Here is a 22,412-nt window from a genome sequence, read left to right as displayed (position 1 = left end):
GGCTATAACCGGCCCGATGGCGACGCGCCAGAGAAAGCGGCGCATAGAAACGATGCCAGGAGGAGCAGGGTGGCCATGGATAAAGCCGACATCATGGAGCCGCATCTGCCCACGCTGGAACAGATGCAGCAATGGACCCATGCGATAGGCCAGGCCCAGCAACTGATGCTGGAGCAGGCGGCGGGGGCGGCGGGCCAGACCCTGCCTTTCTCGCCCGAAGCGGTGGCGCGCATCCAGACGAGTTTTGCCGACGAAGGGCTGGCGATGTGGCAGCGTTTCCTCGATTCGGGCGGCATGTTCCGCGACAAGCCTGAACCGGCTCCGGCCGACAGCCCCGCCGCGCGCAAGGACCGCCGCTTCGCCGATCCGGCCTGGACCCAGCACCCCTTTTACGACCTGATCCGGCAAAGCTATCTGCTCGTCTCGGACTATATGCTGCAACTGGCCGATGCGGTCGATGGCGTGGACCCCAAGCAGAAGGCGAAGCTGCGCTTTGCGACGAGCGGGATGCTCGATGCGCTCTCGCCCTCCAATTTCCCGCTGACCAATCCGACGGTCGTGGAAAAGACGATCCAGAGCGGGGGCGAAAATCTGGTCAAGGGCTTGCAGCATATGCTGGCCGATCTGGAAAAGGGCCAGCTGACCCATACCGACGGCACCCAGTTTGAGCTGGGCCGCAATATCGCCGCGACGCCGGGCAAGGTGATCCACGAAACCCCGCTCTACCAGCTCATCCATTATGCGCCGTCCACGCCGGACGTGCTGGCGACCCCGCTCATCATCTTCCCGCCCTGGATCAACCGCTTCTATATTCTCGACCTGTCCCCACAAAAAAGCTTCGTCAAATGGGCGGTGGATCAGGGGATCAGCGTGTTCCTCGTTTCCTGGAAGTCCGCCGATGCGTCGATGAAGGATTTGATCTGGGACGATTATATCCTGCGCGGCCAGATCGACGCGATCGACACGGTGCGCGATCTGCTCAAGGTGCCGAGCGTCCATACGATCGGCTATTGCGTCGCGGGCACCACATTGGCGGCGACGCTGGCGCTGCTGGCGGCGCGCGGGGAGGGGGACAAGGTGGCGAGCGCGACCTTCTTCACCGCACAGGTCGATTTCAGCCAGGCGGGCGATCTGACCCTGTTCATCGACGATGAGCAGATGAAGCTGGTTGATCAGCTGTCGTCGGGCGGATTTCTGGACGGGCGCTATATGGCGCTGACCTTCAACCTGCTGCGCGGCCGCGACCTGATCTGGAGCTATGTCGTCAATAATTACCTGCTGGGACAGGATTATCCCCCGTTCGACTTGCTCTACTGGAATGGCGACACCACCAACCTGCCCGCGCGCTGGCACAAAGATTATCTGACCCAGCTCTATCGCGACAATCTGCTGGTTGTCCCCGGCGCCATCACGATCGACGGCACGCCGATTGACCTTAAAAAAATCATGACCCCCGCCTATGTGCAGGCGGGCAAGGAGGACCATATCGCCCCGCTGGAAAGCGTGTGGAAACTGACCGAGAATCTGTCGGGCCCGATCCGCTTTCTGCTCGCCGGGTCCGGGCATATCGCCGGTGTCATCAATCCTCCGGCGGCGCAGAAATATCAATATTGGGCCTGCGACGACAGCCAGCCGACGCTCGATGCCTTCCTTGCCGCAGCGCAGGAAACCAAGGGCAGCTGGTGGCCCGACTGGCGCGCCTGGATCGAGCGACTCGATCCGCAGACCGTCCCGGCCAAGGGCGCGCGCCAGCCAGGCAAAGGCCTGCTCAAGGCGATAGAGGACGCACCGGGGCGCTACGTAAAGGGGCGTTAATCCCGCTTTTTCCAGCCTTTGCGAGCCTCCACCGTCAGACAGGATGACGGTTTTGTTGCAGTGCACAATAAGTCTTGCAATCACCTTGCGAAATGATTATTGTGCACTGCAACAAATGGAGAAAAGTCCATGGCCGTAACACCCAAGACCGGACGCAGCGCCCCGCGCGCTAAAAGCGCATCGACGACCTTGTCGGCCAGCGAAGCGCTCAAGGCTGCCGAAGCGGCGATCGCGCCTGCTCCCAAGAAGCCGGCCGCACGCAAGGCGACGGCATCGAGCGTGAAGGCAATCGACGCCAATCCGTCCGCGATCGTGGCAGCGACCACCGCCGTCGATGCATCGCCGCTCCCGGAGCCGGTTGCTGAGCCAGTCGTGGAAGCTGAACCCGTTCTCGCGGCGCCTGTAGCCCCCGCGCCGCCGCAAGCCCCGGTCGAACCCGAAATGACCAAGAGCCTGCCCAAGCAGGCCGAACCGTTCGCAATCAAGACGCTGTCCGCCATAGAAGGAACAAAGACGATGAACGACGTAATCGAAACCGGCAAGAAGTTCGCTGAAGACGCCAAGGCCAAGATGGAAACCGTCTATGCCGACCTCAACGAAAAGGCGAAGGCCGGCGTCGAAAAGTCGACCAAGGCGATCGAAGAGCTGAGCGACCTGGCCAAGGGCAATGTCGAAGCGCTGGTCGAATCCGGCAAGATCGCGGCCAAGGGCATGGAAACGCTGGGCCAGGAAGCGGTCGATTACAGCCGCAAGAGCTTTGAGAAGGCGACTGCCTCGTTCAAGACCTTCTCGACCATCAAGACGCCGACCGAATTCTTCCAGCTGCAGAGCCAGCTGTTTTCGAGCAGCTTCGACGATTTCACCAAGGAAGCCGCCAAGAGCAGCGAAGCGATGATGAAGCTGGCCGGTGACGTCGCCAGCCCGCTGACCGCGCGCGTGACCCTGGTCACCGACAAGGTGAAGTCGCTCGCCGCCTAAGCGATCGGACTAGCCGCATCAGGGGCGCGCCCTCCATATCGGAGGGCGCGCCCTTTTGCTGTCTGCAAAATAGATGGTTACCACAGGCGCATGTCCCCGCGGACCCCTTGCCATGCAGCGACAAATCGCCATATTCTCGCCCATCATGACCAGCATTTTGACAGCATCGATGATCTCCGTGACGATGACGGGGGAGGATCGCGACGATCCGGGTGATGGCACCGGTCCCAGCGTGGGCATTGCCACGCGCACCCGCACCCGCACGAAAAAGCCGTCGCTCTACAAGGTGCTGATGCTCAATGACGATTACACGCCGATGGAATTCGTCGTGCATGTCCTCCAGCAATTTTTCCGCATGGATATGGAGCAGGCGACTCGCGTGATGCTGCATGTCCATCAGCGCGGCGTCGGCGTGTGCGGTATTTTCAGCTATGAAGTGGCGGAGACCAAGGTCAATCAGGTGATGGATTTCGCCCGGCAAAACCAGCATCCGCTGCAATGCACGCTGGAAAAGGCCTGATCGCGGCCATTATCGGATTTACCGTAAAATTCGATCAGTCAGCACGTTTTAATTAATTTCACCGGAACTTGAAGGCAGCTTATCCTTTCTCCATTCGCTAGACGAGGAGCAAGATCATGGCCGACAAGCCCATCATGACGACCAGCGGCGGTGCGCCGATCGCCGACAATCAGAACAGCCTGAGCGCTGGCCCGCGCGGCCCGCTGCTGCTCCAGGATTATCAGCTGCTCGAAAAGCTGGCCCACCAGAATCGCGAACGCATCCCCGAACGCGTCGTCCATGCCAAGGGCTGGGGCGCGCATGGCACGCTGACCATCACTGGCGACATCAGCGCCTATACCAAGGCAAAGGTGCTGCAACCGGGCGCGCAGACACCGATGATCCTGCGATTTTCGACCGTGGCCGGTGAAGCGGGCGCGGCGGATGCCGAACGCGACGTGCGCGGCTTTGCGATGAAATTCTATACGCCCGAAGGCAATTGGGATCTGGTCGGCAACAACACGCCGGTGTTTTTCGTCCGCGACCCGCTCAAATTCCCCGATTTCATCCACACGCAAAAGCGCCACCCGCGCACCAATTTGCGCTCGCCCACGGCCATGTGGGACTTCTGGTCGCTCAGCCCGGAATCGCTGCATCAGGTTACGATCCTGATGTCTGACCGGGGCCTTCCCACCGATGTGCGCCACATCAACGGCTATGGCAGCCACACCTTCAGCCTGATCAACAACGCCAATGAGCGTTTCTGGGTCAAGTTCCACTTCAAGACGATGCAGGGCCACAGGCACTGGACCAATGAGGAAGCGGCGCAGGTCGTGGGCCGCACCCGCGAATCGACGCAGGAGGATCTGTTCGAGGCGATAGAGCAGGGCGACTTCCCCAAATGGAAAGTGCAGGTCCAGATCATGCCCGAACTGGACGCGGACAAGACGCCCTATAATCCGTTCGACCTGACCAAAGTGTGGCCCCATGCCGACTATCCGCCGATCGACATCGGCGTGATGGAGTTGAACCGTAACGCCGACAATTATTTCGCGGAAATCGAGCAGCTGGCCATGTCGCCCTCCAACATCGTGCCGGGCATCGGTTTCTCGCCTGACAAGATGCTCCAGGCGCGCATCTTCGCTTATGCCGACGCGCACCGCCACCGCATCGGCACCCATTATGAGGCGCTGCCGGTCAACGCCCCCAAATGCCCGGTCCATCACTATCACAAGGACGGGGCGATGCGCTTCACCCCCAACAATCCCAATCCGGCGGCCTATTATGAGCCGAACAGCTTTGGCGGGCCGGTCGAGGACAATCAATTCCTGGAGCCGCCGCTGCGGATTTCGGGCGATGCAGACCGGTGGAACCACAGGGAGGGGAATGACGATTTCAGCCAGCCCCGCGCCCTGTTCGAACTGTTCGACGCGGGCGAGAGGGACCGGTTGTTCGCCAATATCGCCGCGGCCATGGGTGACATCCCCGACTTTATCGAGGAACGTCAGTGCAAGCTGTTTGATCAGGTTCACCCTGATTATGGCGCGGGCGTGCGCGCGGCGCGGGCGACGATCAAGGATCGCAATCCGTCCATTTCCGCGCCGACCGACCAGCTGCTTTCGGATGCCTCGGCCTGACGCCTCGGCCCAGCTTTGAAATACTCGACCCCGGCGCGAAAGCGCCGGGGTTTTTGCGTCGCCATCGCAGCGGCCTTTCCCTCCATAGCGGGCAAATAGTGAGCAAATATTAAGGATGCCGCGCTAGCCTCCCGGCCAACATGCAACGGGTCGCCCTTCGTCACTCCTCATCGATACTCGCGCCGGTCATCACCGGCAGCGTTTACTTCGTCGTGGCGACGCTGGCGCTGCTGCTCTCGCGCTTTGAAGGCGGGTTAGCCTTCATCTGGGGCGCCAACGCTTTCCTGATGGCCGAACTGCTGACCTCGCGCACCCGCTACTGGCCGCGCGCCATCATCGCCTGCGCCATCGCCAGCGCCATGGCCACAGCCCTGTTCGGCATGGGACCGCTCGCTGCCATCCCGATGGCGGCGATCAACATCGTCGAATCGCTGATCGTTGCGATCATCTGCCGTCGCTTCGTGCCGGATCGCCGGATTATCGGCGCGATCCGCCCGCTGATCATATTCATCATCGCCCTGTGCGGCGTTGCCAATGTGATCGCTGGTGCCATGGCGGCGAGCGTCGCGGCCTTCCTGACGCCGGTGCCGTTCGGCGCATCCTGGCTGCAATGGTATAGCGGCCATGTGCTGGGTGGACTGACCTTCGCGCCGATCCTGATCCTGTTCTTGCAGGGCGAATGTGGCCGCTGGTGGCGTGATACGCCGGTGCGGGCGAAGGTCGAGATGGTCGTGCTGCTGGCGCTGTTCGCACTGGCCATCGTGCATATCTTCTTCTGGGCGCGCTATCCGCTGCTGTTCGCGTCACTCCTGCCGCTGGTCCTGATCGCTTTCCGCACGGGGCAGATGGGGGCGGCAGCGTCCATCATCATCCTGGCGGTGATCGGCGGCGTGGCGACCATGCACGGTGTTGGCCCGATGACCATGCTGCCTGGGTCGACGGGTATGCGGGTTCAATATTTTCAATTCTACCTCGCCCTCAGCTTCCTGATGAGCATGTTGGTCGCGGCGGAACTCAACAGCCGCCGCCGCCTGTTCCTGATGTTGCAAGATAGCGAGGCGCGCTATCGCGCTATTGCCGAACATAGCGGCGACGTGGTCCTCAACATCGGTGTGGACGGTATCATCCATTATGCCTCCCCCTCGGCTGCCGAACAGATTGGCTGCGCGCCAGAACTGCTGATTGGCCAGTCCGCCGCCAATCTGGTCGATCCGCAGGACCGCGCTATAGTCATCGCGACCCACCGCCGCGTTCTGGCCTATCCTGGCGTAAGTCAAACCGTGGAATTTCGCTCCCTCGTATCCGACGGAGAACTGCAATGGTGCGAAATGGTCAGCCGCGCCGTGGTGGACGAACGCGGCGTTCCCGTCGGCGTCGTCAGCATGATTCGTGACATGTCCCGGCACAAGGCGCGCCAGCAGGCGCTGCAACAGGTCGCCGCGCGCGATTCGCTGACCGGCGCAGACAGTCGCCGCGCCTTCCTCGACAAGCTGGAAGCGGAAATATTGCGCGCGCGTCAGGGCGCGCGGTCCTGTCTGCTGCTGATCGACATTGACCATTTCAAGGCGGTGAACGACCGTTACGGCCATGGCGCAGGGGACCGGGTGCTGAGCGCATTTGTCGAACGGCTGCGGCCTGGGCTGCGGACCATTGACAGTATCGGTCGCCTGGGTGGCGAGGAATTTGCGATCCTGCTGACTGACAGCGACATTGATCGTGCCAGCATGATCTGTGAACGGCTGCGCGCCCGCATGGTCGATCCGATCCCGGTCGGGGAGGCGGACGGCGAGGCTATCTCCGTCACCTTCAGTGCGGGTCTAGTCAAACTGGACGGTGAATCGACGCGATCGGCGATGCTCGAAGCAGCGGACAAGGCGCTCTACCGCGCCAAGCATAGCGGCCGCAACTGCCTGCGTCTGGCAGCTTAGGCGCAGTGGACGGCAGGTTCGCGCCCGCCCATAAAAACATCCAATGATATGTTGTAACTTACGATCGACTGGCCTATGTAACGGCCAGCATGTCGCAATCCCTTCGCCATTTCCTCTTGTCCGGCCGCCTCGATCGTTTCGCGATCGCGCTGTCAGGCCTGTGCCTGGCGCATTGCTTCGTGACCGCCGTGGTGCTGGGCCTGCTGGCGACGGCGGGCGGCATTTTTGAAAGCCCGATCTTCCATGAGGCAGGACTGGTGCTGGCCATATTGCTCGGCGCGATCGCGCTTGGCCATGGCGCGATGGTCCACCGCTTCATGATGCCCGCCGCGATCGGATCGCTGGGACTTGGGGTGATGGCAGGCGCGCTGACCATGGACCATGGCTGGCAGGAAAGCGTCTATACGCTGATCGGCGTCGGCATCCTGGCGCTGGGCCATGACCTCAACCACCGCGCCGGGCGCTAGGCCTACAAAAAAGGGAGCCGGCTGGCTCCCTTTCACTATGTCCGGCTCAGTGTCACCTAAAGCGGTTTGTGGTTCAACCGATGCTCGCCCTTGACCCAGCGCACCGTGCCGGTGCTGGCGCGCATCACAACGCTTTCGGTCGTCAGCTTGCCTCCGGGCAGCCGCTTGACCCCGTCAAGCAATGACCCGTCCGTAACCCCGGTGGCAGCAAAGATGCAGTCGCCCTTCGCCAGTTCCTTCAGGTCATAAATCTTGTCGAGATCCGTGATGCCCCATTTGCGGGCGCGCTGCTTTTCATCCTCGTTGCGAAACAGCAGCCGCCCCTTGAACTGCCCGCCGACACAGCGCAGCGCCGCGCAGGCCAGCACGCCTTCGGGCGCGCCGCCCGACCCCATATAGATGTCGATCGTGGTTTCCGGGTCAGTGGTGGCGATCACGCCGGCGACATCGCCGTCTGGGATCAGCATGATGCCGCAGCCAATGGCCCGCAATTCCGCGATCAGCTTCTCGTGGCGCGGCCGGTCCAGCACGCATACGATGATGTCGGACGGTTCCACGTCTTTGGCCGCCGCAACCGCCTCGACATTTTCTTTCGCCGACCGGGCCAGATCGATGATCCCATCGGGATAGCCCGGTCCCACCGCCAGCTTGTCCATATAGACGTCGGGCGCGTTGAGCAGCCCGCCTTCTTCGGAAATGGCCAGCACGGCCAGCGCGTTCGGTCCGGCCTTGGCGGTGATGGTCGTGCCTTCCAGCGGGTCGAGCGCGATGTCGATCTTCGGCCCGGTGCCGATCGCATTGCCGACCTTCTCGCCAATATAAAGCATCGGCGCCTCGTCGCGCTCGCCTTCGCCGATGACGACGGTGCCGTCCATATAGAGGTCGTTGAACGCCAGGCGCATGGCCTCGACGGCGGCAGCGTCAGCGGCCTTTTCATCGCCCCGGCCGATCAGCTTCGACGCGGCAATGGCCGCCGCTTCGGTAACGCGGACCATTTCCAGCACCAACACGCGATCCAGCGTCGAACTTGCCTGCACCATCTTCATTCCTCTGCCTTTTCTTATGGGCAGAGCGGATAGGCCGTTGCCCCGTCCTTGTCGAGCGGGGAAGGGGAGTGGCCATTATGCAGCCATGTTTCCATGGTGGATTGGGTGCAATGAAAGCCCTGGCCAGCCTCTTTATTCTCTTCTTGCCGTTAGATGCGCACGCGGCGGACGAAGCGTTGATGGCCGCCTATCGCGCCAGGACTCAGGTAGTGAAACCGTGCGACCGCAGCGGCAATGCGATTGTCGTATGTGGGAATCGTGCCGAACGCAACGCCCGCGAACGCCTGCCTCTGCCGCGCGAATCTACACAGGGCGGTGTCGTGAGGGGGGATGCCCCGCGTGCATCGGCAGCGGCGGTACGGCAGGGAAGTTGCGGCGTGACCGGTGGGCAGGGGATGGGATGTGTCGGCGGTCTGTCGGTGTTCAAGGTGGCGAACGTTGTGCGCAAAAGCGTGACCGCGATCATCGATCCCGATGCCGACCTCGCTCCACCGCCACCGCTCCCGGACCGTTTCAAGGCCGCCGGGCAGCATTAGGACTGCTCAATCCAGGATATGCATCACCATCGGCGTGCCGAGCAGGCTTTCCGATCCGGCAAGCCGCTCCAGCGTGTCGCGGATGCAGCGCTCCTCGCCCGCATGGGTGACGATGGCGACCAGCACGCCATCCTCCTGATGTGCGCCGCGCTGGATCATGCTTTCGATCGATACGCCCGCGTCGCGGGTGGCGGCGGCGATTTCGGCCAGCACACCGGGGCGGTCCTGCACCATGAAGCGCAAATAGGTGCGGCCCACCCGCGCGCCCGCGTCAGCGGTATTCTGCGGAGTCAGCGCAGCGACCGGCATGGCGAAGGCGTCGCCATATTCGTCGCGCGCGACGTCGATCAGGTCGGCAACGACAGCCGACGCCGTCGGGCCATCGCCTGCGCCGCGGCCCTGGAAGAAGAGACGCCCGACGAAATTGCCCTCTGCCACCACCGCATTCAACGATCCATCGACATGGGCCAGCGGATGGTCGAGCGGCACCAGCATCGGGTGGACTCGCTGGAACAGTCCATCCGCGCCATTCTGCGCCATGCCGACCAAGCGGATGCGGAAGCCCAGCGCGGCGGCTTCGGCAATGTCGGCGGCGATGACGTGGCGGATGCCGGTGGTCGCGACCGCGGCGAAATCCAGTTCGGTGCCGAAGGCAAGGCTGGCCAGGATGGTAAGCTTATGCGCGGCATCCACTCCATCAATGTCGAAACTGGGGTCGGCCTCGGCATAGCCTAGTTCCTGCGCTTCCTTTAGCACCTCGCCAAAGCCCCGGCCTTCCTTCTCCATCGTCGTCAGGATGTAGTTGCAGGTGCCGTTGAGGATGCCATAGACGCGCGAAATCTCGTTCGCGGCGGCGCCTTCGCGCATCCCCTTGATCACCGGAATGCCGCCTGCGACAGCGGCTTCATATTTCAGCGCAATGCCGCCCTTTTCGGCCAACCGCGCCAGGTCCAGCCCGTGATGGGCCAGCATCGCCTTGTTCGCGGTGACAAACGGCTTGCCCGCGGTCAGGCAGTGGCGCGCCAGCGTCAGCGCCGGGCCGTCCGACCCGCCGATCAGTTCGACGACGACGTCGATATCGTCGCGCGTCGCCAGGCTGTTCATATCGTCCACCCATTCATAGGGGGACAGATCGACACCGCGATCCTTGTTCCGGTCGCGCGCGGAAATGGCGACGACCTGGATCGGGCAACCCGCGCGCCGGGCGATCAGGTCGCCATTGGTGTTGAGCAGCCGGATGACGCCCCCGCCCACCGTGCCGAGGCCGACGAGCGCGACGCGCAGCGGGGCATGGCGGTGCAGATTGGTCATGGGGACGTCTCTCTCTATAATCGGCGCAGGTGATGAAGCCCGCGCTGATAGCGACAGGTGCGCGCCCGTCCAAGCAAAAGCTGTATCAGGCGGGCGTCCGCGTCCGCCCGCACCGCCCCAGCGCCTCAATCACCACCCTATAGTCGGCGCGCGCCGCTTCGGCATCCTGCACGGACAGGGTGCGCACTGCGCGGGCGGGCAGGGCAGGGGGCAACGCGCAAGCAAGGCGATACCAGAGCAGGCTGCCGGGAACCGGTGGGCGCGCGGCTTCGTCCACAATCTCGCCCAGCGCGACTGCCCAGCGGGGCGGTTCACCTGGCCGCCGGAGAATCGAGAGCGATACCGGATCGCCATTTTCGGTGCGCAGGAAAATCTGCGTCTCGCCCTCGCCCGCCACCGTGCCCGCGACATGGAAGGCATCGCCCAGCCCCAGGATGCGCGGTGGGGCATCGCGCGCGACCAGTGCCGACAATATGCCTTTGACCCGGTCGATTTCGGCGGGGGTAGCCGGAATCTGCGCGTCACGGGCAACCAGTTGAATCTGGCCGGGCCGACTGCCGGGCCGCGCGAACAGGATGACCTGTGCTTTCTTTAGCTTGGGCAATTTGCCGCGCGCATCGATCGGGGCATCATAGAGCCAGCTGACAAGAGGGGTGATTCCCGCCTCACCGCGAATCAAACCCGTCACATCGCCCTCGATAAACAGCCGTTTATAGCCCGCCGGGACGTCTCCGGCCTGTTCGGGCTTCAATGTGATGATGTTGCGGATTCGCACATGGGCCACCAGCGGGGCATTGTCCGCCAGGTCTACAATGTCGGCATAGGACAGGGCGGTGGCCGCAACCCTCGATCGCGCTGTCATCGGGGATTGTTGCGCTAAAGCCGGAAAAACCGGGAGATTTGCGGCTGAAATGAGGCATGGCAGCGCGAGCCGGCACAACAGGGTGGTGGATTTCATGATCAGCTTCGTCCTATGTTTTTGGCTCGTGGCAAGGATGTCACAGGCAAGTCATTCCGCTATGAAATGGTAACCGCAAATGAACATATCGATAAAGCGTTTGCGTGCCACGATGTGCCGCGATAGGAGTTTGCACGGTAGCAATTGGACGGACAGGGGCCGAAGGTGGCCGGGGTAGCCCGGTCGGCTTGGGTCGTTTTTGGCTGATTTGTATAAACCACTGGTAAGATGAGTTAAGGAGTGTCGTTGCCGAATGGCCTATGCTGACCACTCGCAAGGATCGAGTCGGACTGTCTCGATCATCATCGTCGCCCTGATTCACGCTGTTCTTGGCTATGCCTTCGTCACCGGTCTTGGCATGAAATATGTCAAAAAGGCGGCAGAACAGCTGAACGTGATCGACGTGAAGGAAGAGCCGCCGCCACCGGACGAGGAGCCGCCACCGCCGCCGCCAGACCAGCCGGTCGAGCCGCCGCCGGTTGTGGCCCCGCCGCCGATCGTGCAGACCCCGGCGCCTGCGCCGACCATGACCGTTGTTCGGACGCCCCCTCCGGTGTTCAACCCGGTTCCGGTCGCCGCCCCGCCGCCACCGCCGGCCCCGCCGCCGCCCGCTGTCGCCGCAAGCCGCGCTACCCCGCGCAGCTCGCCTGGCAGCTGGCTCAGCGACGCGGATTATCCGAGCCGCGCCCAGCGTGAAGAACGCTCCGGTACGGCGGGGTTCCGCCTGCAAATCGGCGCTGACGGTCGGGTAACCGACTGCACCATCACCTCCTCGACCGGCCACCCGGATCTCGACGAGGCGACCTGCCGCCTGCTGCCGCGCCGTGCGCGTTTCAAGCCGGCCAAGGGTTCCGATGGTGCGGAAATGCCCGATACGTACAATGGCCGTATCACCTGGCGTCTGCCGGAATAATCCAAACGGGCAAGGTGCGCGCCCGGCGCCGTCTTGCTCTAGCTTGATCTCATTGAGAGGGAAGTCTTGAACATGTTGATGTATCTCGCAGCTGCGGCGCCGAAGCCGGAAAACCCCTATGGCCTGATGGAAGCTCTGGAACAGGGCGGCACGATCGCCTGGACCGTGTTCCTCATCCTGTGCGGCATGTCGGTCGGCACTTTCTACATTCTCTTCACCAAGCTGATCGAACAGCAGAAGGTGATCAACCAGGGTAAGAAGGTCCGTGCGACCTTCTGGCGCGCCGCCAACATCAAGGAAGGCTCGGCCAAGCTGGAAAAGAACTCCGCCTACAAGCAGATCGTCGATGACGGCATCAAGGCGCAGGAAGAACATACCAAGCTGACCGATCCGGTCGAAGCGCATGACTGGCTGCACGGTTCGCTCGGCCGTTCGGAAGCTGCGATCAACTCGTCGCTGGGCGGCGGTCTCGCCTTCCTCGCAACCGTGGGTTCGACCTCGCCGTTCATCGGTCTGTTCGGTACGGTTATCGGCATCTATCGCGCGCTGATCAAGATCGGTGCAGCCGGTCAGGCGTCGATCGACGCGGTCGCCGGTCCCGTCGGTGAAGCGCTCATCATGACCGCCCTGGGTCTGGCCGTGGCCGTTCCCGCGGTGCTGGCCTACAACTTCCTGCAGCGCCGCAACAAGTCGATCGCCGAACAGCTTAACGGCTTCACGGTCGATCTGCTGGCCTATCTGGTGTCGAACGGCGCGGTTAAGCCCAGCGTTGCTCCGGCTCCCGCCGCACCTGCTGCCAAGCCGGTTGCTGCGCCGACCAAGGCCTGATTGTCTTGAGATGCCGGCGCGGGAACGGGATGGCCGCTGCGACCATCCCGTTCCCCGCCGACCATGGGCCTCGTCGCGATGGTGAGGCGCCATCGACACCAATGTTAGGATATTATCAATGGCAATGAGTGTTGGCCCCGGCGGCGGTGACGACAAACCGTTGTCCGACATCAACACGACGCCGCTCGTCGACGTCATGCTGGTGTTGCTCATCATCTTTCTCATCGCGGTCCCGGTCGTCGTCCAGACGGTCGAACTGCAACTTCCCAAGGTGGCGTTCGAGCCGACCACGACGAAGCCCGAAAATGTCTCTCTCTCGGTCACGACCGGGTCGGACGGCAGCTGCGCTGTTTTCTGGAACATGACCAAGGTCGATTCCAGCGATCTGCTCAACCGGGCCGTTGCGAAGCTGGAATCGGATATCAAGAAGGCAGGCGGCGTCGAAAATATGACGCCTGAAGACATGCCCGAAGTGCATATCCGCGGCGACATCAACACACCCTACCGGTGCATCGGTGGTACGATCTACACGATGCAGCGCGCCGGTTTCCCCAAAGTGGGCTTCATCTCCGAGCCGGAACCCGGCTCGACGACGCAGCGCCTCTGACCGGCTGATTAAGGAGATTTCGCTATGGCCATGAGCATGGGTTCCGATGAAGGCGAACCGATGATGGAAATGAACACGACGCCGTTGATCGACGTCATGCTCGTTCTCCTCATCATGTTCATCATCACGATTCCGATCCAGACCCACGCGGTCAAGATCGACCTGCCGCAGAGCGCACCGCCGACGGATAGCCCGATCGATCCGGTGAAGAACAAGGTTGCCATCGACCAGGCCGGGATCATCACCTGGAACGGTTCGGCGATCGACCTGCTGACCCTGCGTCAATATCTGCAGCAGTCGCTGCGCCTGCCGGTCGAGCCGGAACTTCAGTTCCAGCCGAACGCGCAGACCCGCTATGTCACCGTTGATGAGGTGCTGGCGGAGATCAAGCGTGCGGGCGTGACGAAACTGGGCTTCGTCGGCAACGAACAATATGGCAATTTCTAAACGCTGATTGCCCGCGCCTGCCAGTTTGTGTCAGGACTTCCCGTTTTTCCAGGCGGGCAGGGCGGCATCGGGATGGTGATAATGCCAATCTTTCAGGGGTCGCCTTCGGGCGGCCCTTTTTTTCTCGCCCTGATTTTTGGGCCGGGTGAATTAACGCCTTAACCCTTTGCTTACGCCAATCGCCGATAATGGCGGCGAAGGACGGGCGATAGCGAGCCATGAGCGCCGAACGACAGACAGACTTGGATCGAAAAGCACGGCTCGCCGAGCGCGCCTATGTGCAGATCAGCGTCCGTGTGCGCCGTCCCGGTGAAACCTGGTTCAACAGTCGCATCGCCGACGTGTCCGTCACCGGCTTTCGTCTCCAGAGCTTCATGAAACTGACCAGCGGCAGCGAGTTATGGGTCATGCTGCCGGGCTTCGAGGGGCGTCGCGCCCGCGTCCTGTGGTCGCGCGCGCATGAGGCAGGCTGCGCTTTCGAACGCCCGCTCCATCCCGCAATTCTCGATCATATCATCAAGCTGAGCAGCGGCCCCGCGTTCGTCTGAGCGCCAACGCCCAAAAGGTCAGACCAGCGGCGCATCCTGAAACTGCAAACTGGCAAGGCGTGCATAAAGACCGCCCTGCGCGACCAACGATGCATGATCGCCCTGTTCGACGATCCGCCCTTCATCCAGCACGATGATCCGGTCAGCGGCGCGCACCGTCGCCAGCCTATGGGCGATGACGATGGTCGTGCGCCCCTCCATCAACCGGCCAAGCGCATCCTGCACCAGCCGTTCCGATTCAGCATCGAGCGCCGATGTGGCTTCGTCGAGCAGCAGGATCGGCGCATCACGCAGCAGCGCGCGCGCGATCGACAGCCTTTGCCGCTGCCCGCCAGATAGGCGCGTGCCCGCTTCCCCCATCGGACTGTCCAGCCCCTGCGGTAGCGCGCGCAGGAAGCCCTCCGCATTGGCGGCGCGGGCGGCATCCCAAATCTGTTCGTCGGTCGCGTCCCACCGTCCATAGCGCAGATTGTCGCGTGCCGACGCGGCGAAGATCACGCTATCCTGCGGCACCATCGCCATCATGGCGCGCAACGCGGCAGGATCAGCCTGCGGGAGGGGCACGCCGTTCAACCGGACCACACCAGACGCAGGATCGTAGAATCGCAACGCCAACTGGATCAGCGTCGATTTCCCCGCGCCCGAAGGCCCGACGACGGCCACTGTCTCGCCCGGCGCCACGTCGATCGACACGCCATTGAGCGCCGCCTGATCGGGCCGGGTGGGATAATGGAAATGCACATCCTCGAACGTCAGCCGCGCGCCATGCGCCGCGGGTGGAATGATGGTCGGGCTGGCCGGCGGCAATATGTCCGGCGTGGCGGTCATCAACTCATGCAAGCGACTGGCCGCCCCCGCGCCGCGCAACAGATCGCCCCAGCTTTCGGACAGCGATCCGAACGCCCCGGCAACCAGTCCGCCGGTCAGCACGAACGCGGCAATGCTGCCCCCCGACAGCTTCCCCGCCGCGACATCCAGCGCGCCCTGCCACATCACCGCCGTGATCGATCCGAACACTAGCGATATCACCACCGCCGTCATGATCGCGCGCAGCCGGATGCGCCGCCGCGCGGTGCCGAACCCGCTTTCGACCGTTGCGTCGAAGCGTGCGGCTTCCCGCGCTTCCTGCCCAAAGGCCTGGACGATCTTCATCGCCGCCAGCACTTCATTGGTCACGCTGCCGACATCGGCCAGCCGGTCCTGACTGGCGCGCGACAGGCTGCGCACCTTGCGGCCCAGACTGACCAGCACCAGCAGGATGACAGGGATGCCCAGCAGCAGCATCGCCGCCAGCTTGGGCGCCAGCGCGAACAGATAGATGAGGCCACCAATCCCGGTCACCAGATTGCGCAGCGCGATCGACACGGTTGATCCGACCACCTGTTCAACCACGGCCGTATCGGCGGTCATCCGCGACGCGATTTCGGACGGGCGGTTTTCCTCGAAGAAGCGGGGTGCCTGCCGCAGCAAATTGGCCTGGGTCGCGCTGCGAATATCGGCAACCACCCGCTCGCCCAGCCAGGATACGAAGTAAAAGCGCAGCGCGCTGGCGACGGCCAGGATGATGACGATCAGCAGCAGATATTCAAACCAGCGGCTGATGTCGCCCCCGCCCATGAAGCCCCGGTCGATCACCAGTCGGAAGCCGCTGGGGATGCCCAGCGTCGCGGCGGACGACACGATCAGCGCAGCCAAAGCGCCCGCGATCCGTCCCGGATAGCGTTTGGCGAACATCCACAGCATCGCCAGGCTGCCAAGCGCGGGACGGGCGCTGGCGCGCGGCGACGGGGTGGGTTGTTCCTCCATGTGCGGCGCTTAGCAGGCTGCCCGCCGCGCCTCAATGGGGCGGGGCTGGTGGCGCGCGCGACTTTCGCGCATAGGCGATCAGCCTTTTCACGCCATTGGAGCCAGCAATGATCCACCTATTGTCCGCGACCGTCGAACGCTGGCCGGTCGCAGGCGCGTTCATCATCGCTCGCGGGGCCAAGACGGATGTGGATGTGGTCGTCTGCACCGTGGGTGACGGCACCCATGTCGGTCGCGGCGAGGGGACGGCCATCTATTATGAGGGCGAGACGGCAGAGGGCTGCGCAGCCGCGATCCGCGCCTATGCCGGGCCGCTCGACCGGCAGGCGTTGCTGACGCAGATGTCGCGCGGCGCGGCGCGCAATGCGCTCGATTGCGCTCTTTGGGATTTGGAGGCGAAGCGCGCAGGCGTGCCAGTCTGGCAACTTGCCGGGCTGGCCGCGCCCACCCCTCTACCCACCGCCTTCACCATCAGCCTGGGCGATCCCGCAACGATGGAGGCGGCGGCGCGCACGGCAGCGGCGCGCGGCTTTGCCCTGCTCAAATGCAAGCTGACTGGCGAGGGCGACCGGGCGCGCATCGCCGCGGTGCGCGCGGGCGCGCCGGATGCGCGGCTGATCGTCGACGCCAATGAAAGTTGGCATGATCTGGATATAGCCGCAGAGGCGCAGGCGCTGGCCGACCTTGGCGTCGAAATGGTCGAACAGCCGGTGATCCATGGCCGGGAAGCGGCGCTGGCCGGGGTCCGCGCACCGCTGCCGCTCTGCGCCGACGAAAGCTGCCACACCAGCGCGGACCTTGACCGGCTGGGCGATTTCGACGCGGTGAACATCAAGCTCGACAAGGCTGGCGGCCTCACCGAGGCGCTCGCTCTGCGTCAGGCCGCGCGGGACCGGGGCTTCCGCGTTATGGTCGGCTGTATGCTCGGCACCTCGCTTGGCATCGCGCCCGCCGCGCTGGTGGCGCAGGGGGCGGACTGGATCGACCTTGACGGTGCGCTGTTGCTGGCGCGGGATCGCGACGGCGGACTGGCGCTGGAGGACGGCCTGCTCCAGCCCGGCAGCCTGTGGGGCATAGGTGAATGAGCGGCGTCAGGCGGATCGCACCGGCTGCACCTCTGGATAGGGCATGATGGGCCGCCCATCCGGCGCAGCGGTGAAGCTGGTCTGGGTGGGGTAGGCGAACTCGATTTCCTCCGCATTAAACCGCTTCCAGATCGCCAGCCCCATGCGGTGACGCGATAGGAAATAATCATGCGTGTCGGGGTCCGGCACGTCGAAATTCACCTCATAGTCCAGCGCACTCGCGCCAAAGCGGACAAGGCCAGCATTGACGAAGATGAACCCCTCCGCCTCGACAATCTCGCGCAACATCTCCGGTATTGCTTCGGCCTTCTCCTCCGGCGTCTGGTAGATGATGCCGATGGCGAAGGTCACCCTGCGCTGGATCAGCGTTTGCAGGCTGGTGATTTCCTTCTGCAACAGATTGGCGTTGGAGATGACCTTCTTCTCCCCGCTCATCGCGCGCAGCCTCGTGCTTTTGAGGCCAATCTTCTCGACCCGCGCGGTGGTCTGGTCATAGGTGATGATCTCGCCCCGCCGGAACGGCTTGTCGAAAATGATAGACAGTGCGGCGAACAGGTCCGAGAAAATTCCCTGAGCGGCCAGGCCAATGGCGATACCGCCAATACCCAGACCCGCAACCAGCCCGGTGACGTTGACGCCCAGATTGTCCAGCACGACGATGGTGGCGATCGCAAACAGGGCAAAGGTCACCAGCACGCGAATCAGGCCCATCGCGTTGGCCAGCGTCTCGCCCTGGCCATCTTCGGCCAGCGTCTTGCGCTCGATCAGCCCCAGGATGATTTCCCGCGCCCAGATTGCCCCCTGCAACACGGCGGCAATGGTGAAGAGGAAGGCGATCGTCTTGAACAGTATCGCAGGCGGATCGGCATAACCCGCGACCAGCTTGGCCGCGACCATGACCATGAAGAAATGGGATGTCCGCGCCACCGCCCGGCCCAGCACATTGGCATAGCCCAGCGGGTCGCCATAGGCACCGCGCCACCTTTTGCCGAACGAACGCAGCGCCGCCAGCAGGAGGTAGATCAGAACGCCCGCGCCAATGGCGACGATGATCTGGACATAGTGAACAGCGAACCAATCGCTGGTCGATCGCCACATTTCGACGAAATCGGGCGCGCGCACCGATGCGGCGGCGGCAGGTTCAGTTTTATTGGCCATGCTGGTCCCGTTAGTCTGTATCAGGCTAAAGTGTCGAGAAATGCGATGAGTCCGCGTTCCTCGCGAGACAGATAGCGTGTTGAACGCGGCAGGCGAAGCCCCGCGCGCCATGCGTCTTGCCCATCCTTGCACAGGTCGAGCAGGGCAGGGTGGATATAGCTTTTGCGGCTGATCGCGGGCGTATTGCCCAGCGCGGCCGCCACCGGCTCCAGCAAGGCCTTCATCGACACCGGACCGGCGGCCAATGTGGCAAAGGCGACGGTCGATGCGCCCCAGGTGCGGAAATGCTTGGCGGTAAAGGGGCCGCCCATGGCCCGCGCGATATAGGCGTTGACGTCGCTCGACGTGATCGGCCGCGCCTCGCCATCCTCGTCCAGATATTGGAACAGATGCTGGCCCGGCAAATCCTGCACCTGCCGCACGAAGCGAAGCAGCCTTTTGTCGGTCAGCGTCACCTGATGCTGCTTGCCCGACTTGGCGCGATAGCGCAGCGTCAGCGCCTTGCCGGTCAGGTCGATATGGCGGCGGCGCAGCGTCGTCGCGCCGAAACTCTTGTTCGTGGTTGCATAATATTCATTGCCCACGCGCAACCGGCCCAGATCCAGCAGCCGCACGACAGCCGCGATAGTCCGTTCCTTGCGCAACCCGCGCTGCGACAGGTCCGCTTCCAGTTGCGCGCGCAATTTGGGCAGGGCGCGACCGAAGCCGGCGCAGCCCTCATATTTCTGCGCCTCCCGCGTCGCGCGAAAATCGGGATGATAGCGATATTGCTTGCGGCCCCGCTCGTCATGCCCCGTCGCCAATATATGGCCATGGGGCATCGGGCAGAACCAGCAATCGCGATACGCAGGCGGCAGGGCGATGGCGTTCAGCCGGCCAATCTCGTCCCGGTCGGCGATGCGCCCGCCATCGGGCTGGTAATAGCCCCAGCCGCTCTTGAGCGCGCGTCGTGAAATGCCGGGGATGCTGTCATCGACATGGATAAGGGGTTGGCTGGCCATATTTTCCTTCTCATGGCCAAAAACCCACCTTTCATCGCTTCGTTCCGCAACGGGTCGGGCAGTGGTCCGTTAGCCTGTCTCCCATCAGGCGCAAGGAGAAGCCCCATGCCCGCCATTACCAACAGCCGCATCCTCATCATCGCGACCGACGGATTCGAGCAGTCCGAATTGTTCGATCCCCGCGACGCCCTGATCGCGGCGGGGGCCAGTGTGACGCTCGCCTCGCCGGACCTGGACCCTATTCAGGGCATGAAGCATGATGAGAAAGGCGACACGATCACCCCCGACATTCGGCTCGATGCCGTCAGGATAGAGGGATATGACGGGCTGATCCTGCCCGGCGGCGTCGCCAATCCCGATACGCTGCGCACCAATGCCGCCGCCGTGTCGCTGGTGCGCGCCTTCGTGACCACGGGCAAGCCAGTCGCCGCGATCTGCCATGGTCCATGGCTGTTGGTGGAGGCTGACGTGGTGAATGGCCGGACCGTCACTGGCTGGCCATCGGTCCGCACCGACCTTCGCAATGCAGGCGGGAATGTGGTCGATCACGCCGTCGTGGTGGACGGCAACATCATCACCAGCCGCAAGCCCGACGATATCCCCGCCTTCATCGAAGCATTCAGCAAGGCCGTGGCAGAAGCCGGAACCGTTACGGCCTGACCTGTGTGCCGCCGCCCGCCCGCCATGGGACCGGGCGGCGGCGCAGCGTCGAGACATGCGCCAGCGCCAGCGTCGCGCAGACGATGGCGGCGGGGAAGGCGACGGGCAGAGAGGCAGGCCAAAGCACCGGCGCTATCGCCGCAGCGACCAGCCCGCCCAGCGCCAGTCCCAGCGCATGAGCCTCCCCGTCGGGACCGCGCAGCCAGAACAGGCAGGCGCTCATCCCGGTCATGAAGCCGATCATGTAGCGGATCGTCTCGCCGACAGCGCTCAACCCGATCAGGATCAGCAACACCAGCACCGCGCCGACCACGCGCCGCGACAGTCGGGCCAGCACATGGGTGCAGACGGGATAGACCAGTAATTCGCACAGCGACGCGGCGATCAGGATCGCCTGCGCGCGCGCGCCATTGCCAGCGATCAGCGCGACGGTCGCCGCCGCGCCCCAGGGGATCAGTCGCAACGGCGCCATGCGGATATGGCTGATCCAGCTGCGCCAGCCATCGCGCATGTCCCAACGCCGGTCGGCCAGCCGCAACTGGAACGCGCCGATGATGAACAACGCCTCGACCCCCCAGGGCAGCAGCCCCGGCGCGATCAGCGGCGACGCCAGCAGCAGCCCCAGCAACAGGCCATGAACCAGCCCCAGCGCGCGCAGCTCGCCGCTCATGCCAGCGCCCCGCGCGGCCGGTTCATCGCCGCGTTGAGGTCGATCCGTGCCGCGGCCTTCCGCCGTCGGCTCAGATAAGTGTCCAGACCGATCTGGAGCGCCAGCATCATGAAGATGAAGGGCTGATAGGCGATGCCCACGAACAGCGATCCGATCATATAGATGATATGCCCCTGTTGCAGCGCCAGCGCGAAGGGCGCGATCCACGCCTCGTCCGGTCCCGCCCTTTTGCGATACATACGGCGGATCATTTCGGTGCGGATGAAGCAGATGCCGTGGATCAGCGCCCAGATCAGGAAGCCGAAATAGCCCTGTTCGCCCAGCATCTCGAAATAGGCGCTGTGATAGGCGCGGCCCTTGTCCGTCACCAGCCGTCGCTCGACCCGCTTCGCGTCTCCTTCGCCCACTTCGCTCTGCGCGAAATAGGTAAAGCTGTTCTGGAGATAATTGTCGAAGCCGCCGCCGCCCGGATGGGTTTTCACATAGTCGAGCGTCCACATCCATACCGCCACGCGGGTGGATGCGCTTTCGTCGCCCTGATGATTTTCGATCGTCTGCATCCGCTGGGTGAAGCTGGCGGGCAGGAAGGGGATGGAAACAAGCGCCGCGAGCAGCATCAGCGGCCCATAGACGAAACGGCGCGGCGATCGCACGAGCATCAACCCCGCCAGAATGACGATGCAAACAAGGCCCGTCCGCGCTTCGGTGCCGATCGGCATCAGCAGGCAGGCCAGGCACAGGCAGTAGCAAAATGCCTTCACCCGCCAGTCGTCCGGCGAAAAGATGGTGCCATGTTTCGCCAGCCACAGGATCAGCGGGATCAGCGATATGGCGACGCAGCTGATGATCGACCCTTCATACAGGCCGCTATTATTGTCGACCATCAGGTTCAGCACACCATAGCCGCCGCCCGACAAAGCGGTTTTCATGCCGCCATTGATGATGATCGTGCTGGCGCACAGGATCATGACAACCGTCATCGCCTCGATTCGCAACCGGGTGCGCAGGGTGAGCGGCAGGAAGATGCCCGCGATGATCGCCTTCCACACCCAGTTCCATTTGGTCAGCGCCTCGGCGGGGAAATCGGCGGTCGCGGTGGTATAGCCGCACCAGACCAGCAGGATCAGCAGCAGCACCTGTCGCGCGGAAAAGCGGCAATCCTTCTTGTCGTCGATCACCAGCCAAGCCCCCACCATCGCGGCAAAGGCGATGGCGGAAATCGGGATCGAATTGAGCAGGAAATAGGACAGGCGCTGGGGCGACACGATGTCGATATAGGCATAGACCGCGACCAGCAGGAACGGCCGCCTAAGCCCCATCAGGAAAAACACGGCCAGGAAGGCAAGGAAGAACAGGTCACGCATCGCGCGCGCTCTCCTCTACCGGTGGATCACGATCCAGATCGGCGCGCGGCAACAGCCGCCACGCGGCGAGCAGGATCACGCCATGGCTGATCAGCAGGGACAGGGTGTCGATCATTGCGTCTTGGTGGTTCCACTGGCTACCCGACCCTC

23 protein-coding genes are annotated in these 22,412 nt (G+C 63.3%); 14 read left to right on the top strand and 9 right to left on the bottom strand.

The annotated features are described in order from the left end of the window. Nucleotides 1–75 precede the first annotated feature (75 nt). From phaC to Q0D44_RS04665, 6 genes are all read left to right on the top strand, one after another. Nucleotides 76–1,815 (top strand): class I poly(R)-hydroxyalkanoic acid synthase, encoded by a 1,740-nt coding sequence (gene phaC, locus Q0D44_RS04690; protein WP_294133108.1) that lies wholly within the window; start codon nt 76–78, stop codon nt 1,813–1,815. A 129-nt stretch (nt 1,816–1,944) separates the two neighbouring features. Beyond that, the gene (locus Q0D44_RS04685) at nt 1,945–2,793 is read left to right on the top strand and encodes a phasin family protein (RefSeq protein WP_294133106.1); all 849 of its coding nucleotides are present in this window, start codon (nt 1,945–1,947) and stop codon (nt 2,791–2,793) included. A gap of 112 nt (nt 2,794–2,905) precedes the next feature. Further along, nucleotides 2,906–3,313, top strand: a complete 408-nt coding sequence (gene clpS, locus Q0D44_RS04680) for an ATP-dependent Clp protease adapter ClpS (protein WP_294133104.1) — start codon at nt 2,906–2,908, stop codon at nt 3,311–3,313. A 116-nt stretch (nt 3,314–3,429) separates the two neighbouring features. After that, the gene (locus Q0D44_RS04675; RefSeq protein WP_294133101.1) at nt 3,430–4,929 is read left to right on the top strand and encodes a catalase; all 1,500 of its coding nucleotides are present in this window, start codon (nt 3,430–3,432) and stop codon (nt 4,927–4,929) included. Between the two features lie 140 nt (nt 4,930–5,069). After that, nucleotides 5,070–6,857 carry a sensor domain-containing diguanylate cyclase gene (locus Q0D44_RS04670; RefSeq protein ID WP_294133098.1) on the top strand — a complete coding sequence of 596 codons (1,788 nt, stop codon included), beginning with the start codon at nt 5,070–5,072 and terminating at the stop codon, nt 6,855–6,857. An 89-nt stretch (nt 6,858–6,946) separates the two neighbouring features. Further along, nucleotides 6,947–7,324, top strand: coding sequence for a MerC domain-containing protein (locus Q0D44_RS04665; protein WP_006959143.1), 378 nt, complete (start codon nt 6,947–6,949; stop codon nt 7,322–7,324). A gap of 56 nt (nt 7,325–7,380) precedes the next feature. On the opposite strand, the gene glpX is transcribed toward Q0D44_RS04665, so the two are convergent. Continuing rightward, nucleotides 7,381–8,364 (bottom strand): class II fructose-bisphosphatase, encoded by a 984-nt coding sequence (gene glpX, locus Q0D44_RS04660; RefSeq protein WP_294133224.1) that lies wholly within the window; start codon nt 8,362–8,364, stop codon nt 7,381–7,383. Nucleotides 8,365–8,480: 116 nt separating this feature from the next. Between glpX and Q0D44_RS04655 the strand changes: the two genes are divergently transcribed. After that, nucleotides 8,481–8,906 (top strand): hypothetical protein, encoded by a 426-nt coding sequence (locus tag Q0D44_RS04655; RefSeq protein WP_294133093.1) that lies wholly within the window; start codon nt 8,481–8,483, stop codon nt 8,904–8,906. A gap of 6 nt (nt 8,907–8,912) precedes the next feature. Here Q0D44_RS04655 and Q0D44_RS04650 read toward each other — a convergent pair whose 3' ends face one another. Continuing rightward, on the bottom strand, nt 8,913–10,217 hold the full coding sequence (locus Q0D44_RS04650) for a homoserine dehydrogenase (protein WP_217675414.1): 1,305 nt from the start codon (nt 10,215–10,217) through the stop codon (nt 8,913–8,915). An 85-nt stretch (nt 10,218–10,302) separates the two neighbouring features. Next, nucleotides 10,303–11,079 carry a hypothetical protein gene (locus Q0D44_RS04645; RefSeq protein WP_294133088.1) on the bottom strand — a complete coding sequence of 259 codons (777 nt, stop codon included), beginning with the start codon at nt 11,077–11,079 and terminating at the stop codon, nt 10,303–10,305. Between the two features lie 349 nt (nt 11,080–11,428). Here Q0D44_RS04645 and Q0D44_RS04640 point away from each other — a divergent pair, with 349 nt between their 5' ends. The 5 genes from Q0D44_RS04640 to Q0D44_RS04620 all read left to right on the top strand — a co-directional run bounded on the left by Q0D44_RS04640 (nt 11,429) and on the right by Q0D44_RS04620 (nt 14,518). Further along, complete coding sequence (locus tag Q0D44_RS04640) at nt 11,429–12,088, top strand: energy transducer TonB (RefSeq protein WP_217675412.1); 660 nt, start codon at nt 11,429–11,431, stop codon at nt 12,086–12,088. A 72-nt stretch (nt 12,089–12,160) separates the two neighbouring features. After that, a complete protein-coding gene (locus Q0D44_RS04635) occupies nt 12,161–12,916 on the top strand; it encodes a MotA/TolQ/ExbB proton channel family protein (RefSeq protein WP_182913875.1) in 756 nt (251 codons plus the stop codon). A 118-nt stretch (nt 12,917–13,034) separates the two neighbouring features. Next, a complete protein-coding gene (locus Q0D44_RS04630; RefSeq protein WP_217675411.1) occupies nt 13,035–13,523 on the top strand; it encodes a biopolymer transporter ExbD in 489 nt (162 codons plus the stop codon). 24 nt (nt 13,524–13,547) lie between these two features. After that, a complete protein-coding gene (locus Q0D44_RS04625) occupies nt 13,548–13,970 on the top strand; it encodes a biopolymer transporter ExbD (protein WP_006959125.1) in 423 nt (140 codons plus the stop codon). 218 nt (nt 13,971–14,188) lie between these two features. Next, a complete protein-coding gene (locus tag Q0D44_RS04620; protein ID WP_294133066.1) occupies nt 14,189–14,518 on the top strand; it encodes a PilZ domain-containing protein in 330 nt (109 codons plus the stop codon). An 18-nt stretch (nt 14,519–14,536) separates the two neighbouring features. Here Q0D44_RS04620 and Q0D44_RS04615 read toward each other — a convergent pair whose 3' ends face one another. Next, nucleotides 14,537–16,324 carry an ABC transporter transmembrane domain-containing protein gene (locus Q0D44_RS04615; RefSeq protein WP_294133063.1) on the bottom strand — a complete coding sequence of 596 codons (1,788 nt, stop codon included), beginning with the start codon at nt 16,322–16,324 and terminating at the stop codon, nt 14,537–14,539. 107 nt (nt 16,325–16,431) lie between these two features. Between Q0D44_RS04615 and dgcA the strand changes: the two genes are divergently transcribed. Next, entirely contained in the window at nt 16,432–17,409 is a 978-nt protein-coding gene (gene dgcA / locus Q0D44_RS04610) for an N-acetyl-D-Glu racemase DgcA (RefSeq protein WP_294133060.1), read from the top strand. Between the two features lie 6 nt (nt 17,410–17,415). Here the strand turns inward: dgcA and Q0D44_RS04605 are convergent, their stop codons facing one another. Together Q0D44_RS04605 and Q0D44_RS04600 are read right to left on the bottom strand one after the other, a co-directional pair. Continuing rightward, nucleotides 17,416–18,567, bottom strand: a complete 1,152-nt coding sequence (locus tag Q0D44_RS04605; RefSeq protein WP_294133057.1) for a mechanosensitive ion channel domain-containing protein — start codon at nt 18,565–18,567, stop codon at nt 17,416–17,418. A gap of 20 nt (nt 18,568–18,587) precedes the next feature. Next, nucleotides 18,588–19,568, bottom strand: a complete 981-nt coding sequence (locus tag Q0D44_RS04600; RefSeq protein WP_294133055.1) for a DNA topoisomerase IB — start codon at nt 19,566–19,568, stop codon at nt 18,588–18,590. 105 nt (nt 19,569–19,673) lie between these two features. Between Q0D44_RS04600 and Q0D44_RS04595 the strand changes: the two genes are divergently transcribed. Continuing rightward, nucleotides 19,674–20,228 carry a type 1 glutamine amidotransferase domain-containing protein gene (locus tag Q0D44_RS04595; protein WP_294133052.1) on the top strand — a complete coding sequence of 185 codons (555 nt, stop codon included), beginning with the start codon at nt 19,674–19,676 and terminating at the stop codon, nt 20,226–20,228. On the opposite strand, the gene Q0D44_RS04590 is transcribed toward Q0D44_RS04595, so the two are convergent. Genes Q0D44_RS04590 through Q0D44_RS04580 form a run of 3 tightly spaced genes read right to left on the bottom strand, consistent with a single transcriptional unit; the run spans nt 20,218 to nt 22,377 of the window. After that, nucleotides 20,218–20,898, bottom strand: coding sequence for a hypothetical protein (locus tag Q0D44_RS04590; RefSeq protein ID WP_294133050.1), 681 nt, complete (start codon nt 20,896–20,898; stop codon nt 20,218–20,220). The two genes, Q0D44_RS04595 and Q0D44_RS04590, sit on opposite strands and share 11 nt — an antisense overlap. Continuing rightward, complete coding sequence (locus Q0D44_RS04585) at nt 20,895–22,262, bottom strand: putative O-glycosylation ligase, exosortase A system-associated (protein WP_294133047.1); 1,368 nt, start codon at nt 22,260–22,262, stop codon at nt 20,895–20,897. The genes Q0D44_RS04590 and Q0D44_RS04585 overlap by 4 nt, the downstream gene beginning before the upstream one ends. Beyond that, nucleotides 22,255–22,377 (bottom strand): hypothetical protein, encoded by a 123-nt coding sequence (locus Q0D44_RS04580; protein WP_275402208.1) that lies wholly within the window; start codon nt 22,375–22,377, stop codon nt 22,255–22,257. The genes Q0D44_RS04585 and Q0D44_RS04580 overlap by 8 nt, the downstream gene beginning before the upstream one ends. Between the last annotated feature and the right edge of the window lie 35 nt (nt 22,378–22,412).

The sequence above is a fragment of the Sphingobium sp. genome (assembly GCA_023266575.1).
Lineage (GTDB): Bacteria > Pseudomonadota > Alphaproteobacteria > Sphingomonadales > Sphingomonadaceae > Sphingobium.
Note: the sequence above shows the minus strand (reverse complement) of the source record. Positions and strands in the feature narration are given on the sequence as shown.

Excerpts from the sequence above, each read along its gene's own strand:
- Q0D44_RS04645 (WP_294133088.1), bottom strand. The coding sequence starts at position 11,079 with ATGACAGCGCGATCGAGGGTTGCGGCCACCGCCCTGTCCTATGCCGAC.
- glpX (WP_294133224.1), bottom strand. The coding sequence starts at position 8,364 with ATGGTGCAGGCAAGTTCGACGCTGGATCGCGTGTTGGTGCTGGAAATG.
- Q0D44_RS04585 (WP_294133047.1), bottom strand. The coding sequence starts at position 22,262 with ATGCGTGACCTGTTCTTCCTTGCCTTCCTGGCCGTGTTTTTCCTGATG.
- Q0D44_RS04635 (WP_182913875.1), top strand. The coding sequence starts at position 12,161 with ATGTTGATGTATCTCGCAGCTGCGGCGCCGAAGCCGGAAAACCCCTAT.
- clpS (WP_294133104.1), top strand. The coding sequence starts at position 2,906 with ATGCAGCGACAAATCGCCATATTCTCGCCCATCATGACCAGCATTTTG.
- Q0D44_RS04625 (WP_006959125.1), top strand. The coding sequence starts at position 13,548 with ATGGCCATGAGCATGGGTTCCGATGAAGGCGAACCGATGATGGAAATG.
- Q0D44_RS04655 (WP_294133093.1), top strand. The coding sequence starts at position 8,481 with ATGAAAGCCCTGGCCAGCCTCTTTATTCTCTTCTTGCCGTTAGATGCG.
- Q0D44_RS04590 (WP_294133050.1), bottom strand. The coding sequence starts at position 20,898 with ATGAGCGGCGAGCTGCGCGCGCTGGGGCTGGTTCATGGCCTGTTGCTG.
- Q0D44_RS04620 (WP_294133066.1), top strand. The coding sequence starts at position 14,189 with ATGAGCGCCGAACGACAGACAGACTTGGATCGAAAAGCACGGCTCGCC.
- Q0D44_RS04595 (WP_294133052.1), top strand. The coding sequence starts at position 19,674 with ATGCCCGCCATTACCAACAGCCGCATCCTCATCATCGCGACCGACGGA.
- Q0D44_RS04675 (WP_294133101.1), top strand. The coding sequence starts at position 3,430 with ATGGCCGACAAGCCCATCATGACGACCAGCGGCGGTGCGCCGATCGCC.
- Q0D44_RS04605 (WP_294133057.1), bottom strand. The coding sequence starts at position 18,567 with ATGGCCAATAAAACTGAACCTGCCGCCGCCGCATCGGTGCGCGCGCCC.
- Q0D44_RS04600 (WP_294133055.1), bottom strand. The coding sequence starts at position 19,568 with ATGGCCAGCCAACCCCTTATCCATGTCGATGACAGCATCCCCGGCATT.
- Q0D44_RS04630 (WP_217675411.1), top strand. The coding sequence starts at position 13,035 with ATGGCAATGAGTGTTGGCCCCGGCGGCGGTGACGACAAACCGTTGTCC.
- Q0D44_RS04670 (WP_294133098.1), top strand. The coding sequence starts at position 5,070 with ATGCAACGGGTCGCCCTTCGTCACTCCTCATCGATACTCGCGCCGGTC.
- Q0D44_RS04685 (WP_294133106.1), top strand. The coding sequence starts at position 1,945 with ATGGCCGTAACACCCAAGACCGGACGCAGCGCCCCGCGCGCTAAAAGC.
- Q0D44_RS04650 (WP_217675414.1), bottom strand. The coding sequence starts at position 10,217 with ATGACCAATCTGCACCGCCATGCCCCGCTGCGCGTCGCGCTCGTCGGC.
- dgcA (WP_294133060.1), top strand. The coding sequence starts at position 16,432 with ATGATCCACCTATTGTCCGCGACCGTCGAACGCTGGCCGGTCGCAGGC.
- phaC (WP_294133108.1), top strand. The coding sequence starts at position 76 with ATGGATAAAGCCGACATCATGGAGCCGCATCTGCCCACGCTGGAACAG.
- Q0D44_RS04615 (WP_294133063.1), bottom strand. The coding sequence starts at position 16,324 with ATGGAGGAACAACCCACCCCGTCGCCGCGCGCCAGCGCCCGTCCCGCG.
- Q0D44_RS04640 (WP_217675412.1), top strand. The coding sequence starts at position 11,429 with ATGGCCTATGCTGACCACTCGCAAGGATCGAGTCGGACTGTCTCGATC.
- Q0D44_RS04580 (WP_275402208.1), bottom strand. The coding sequence starts at position 22,377 with ATGATCGACACCCTGTCCCTGCTGATCAGCCATGGCGTGATCCTGCTC.
- Q0D44_RS04665 (WP_006959143.1), top strand. The coding sequence starts at position 6,947 with ATGTCGCAATCCCTTCGCCATTTCCTCTTGTCCGGCCGCCTCGATCGT.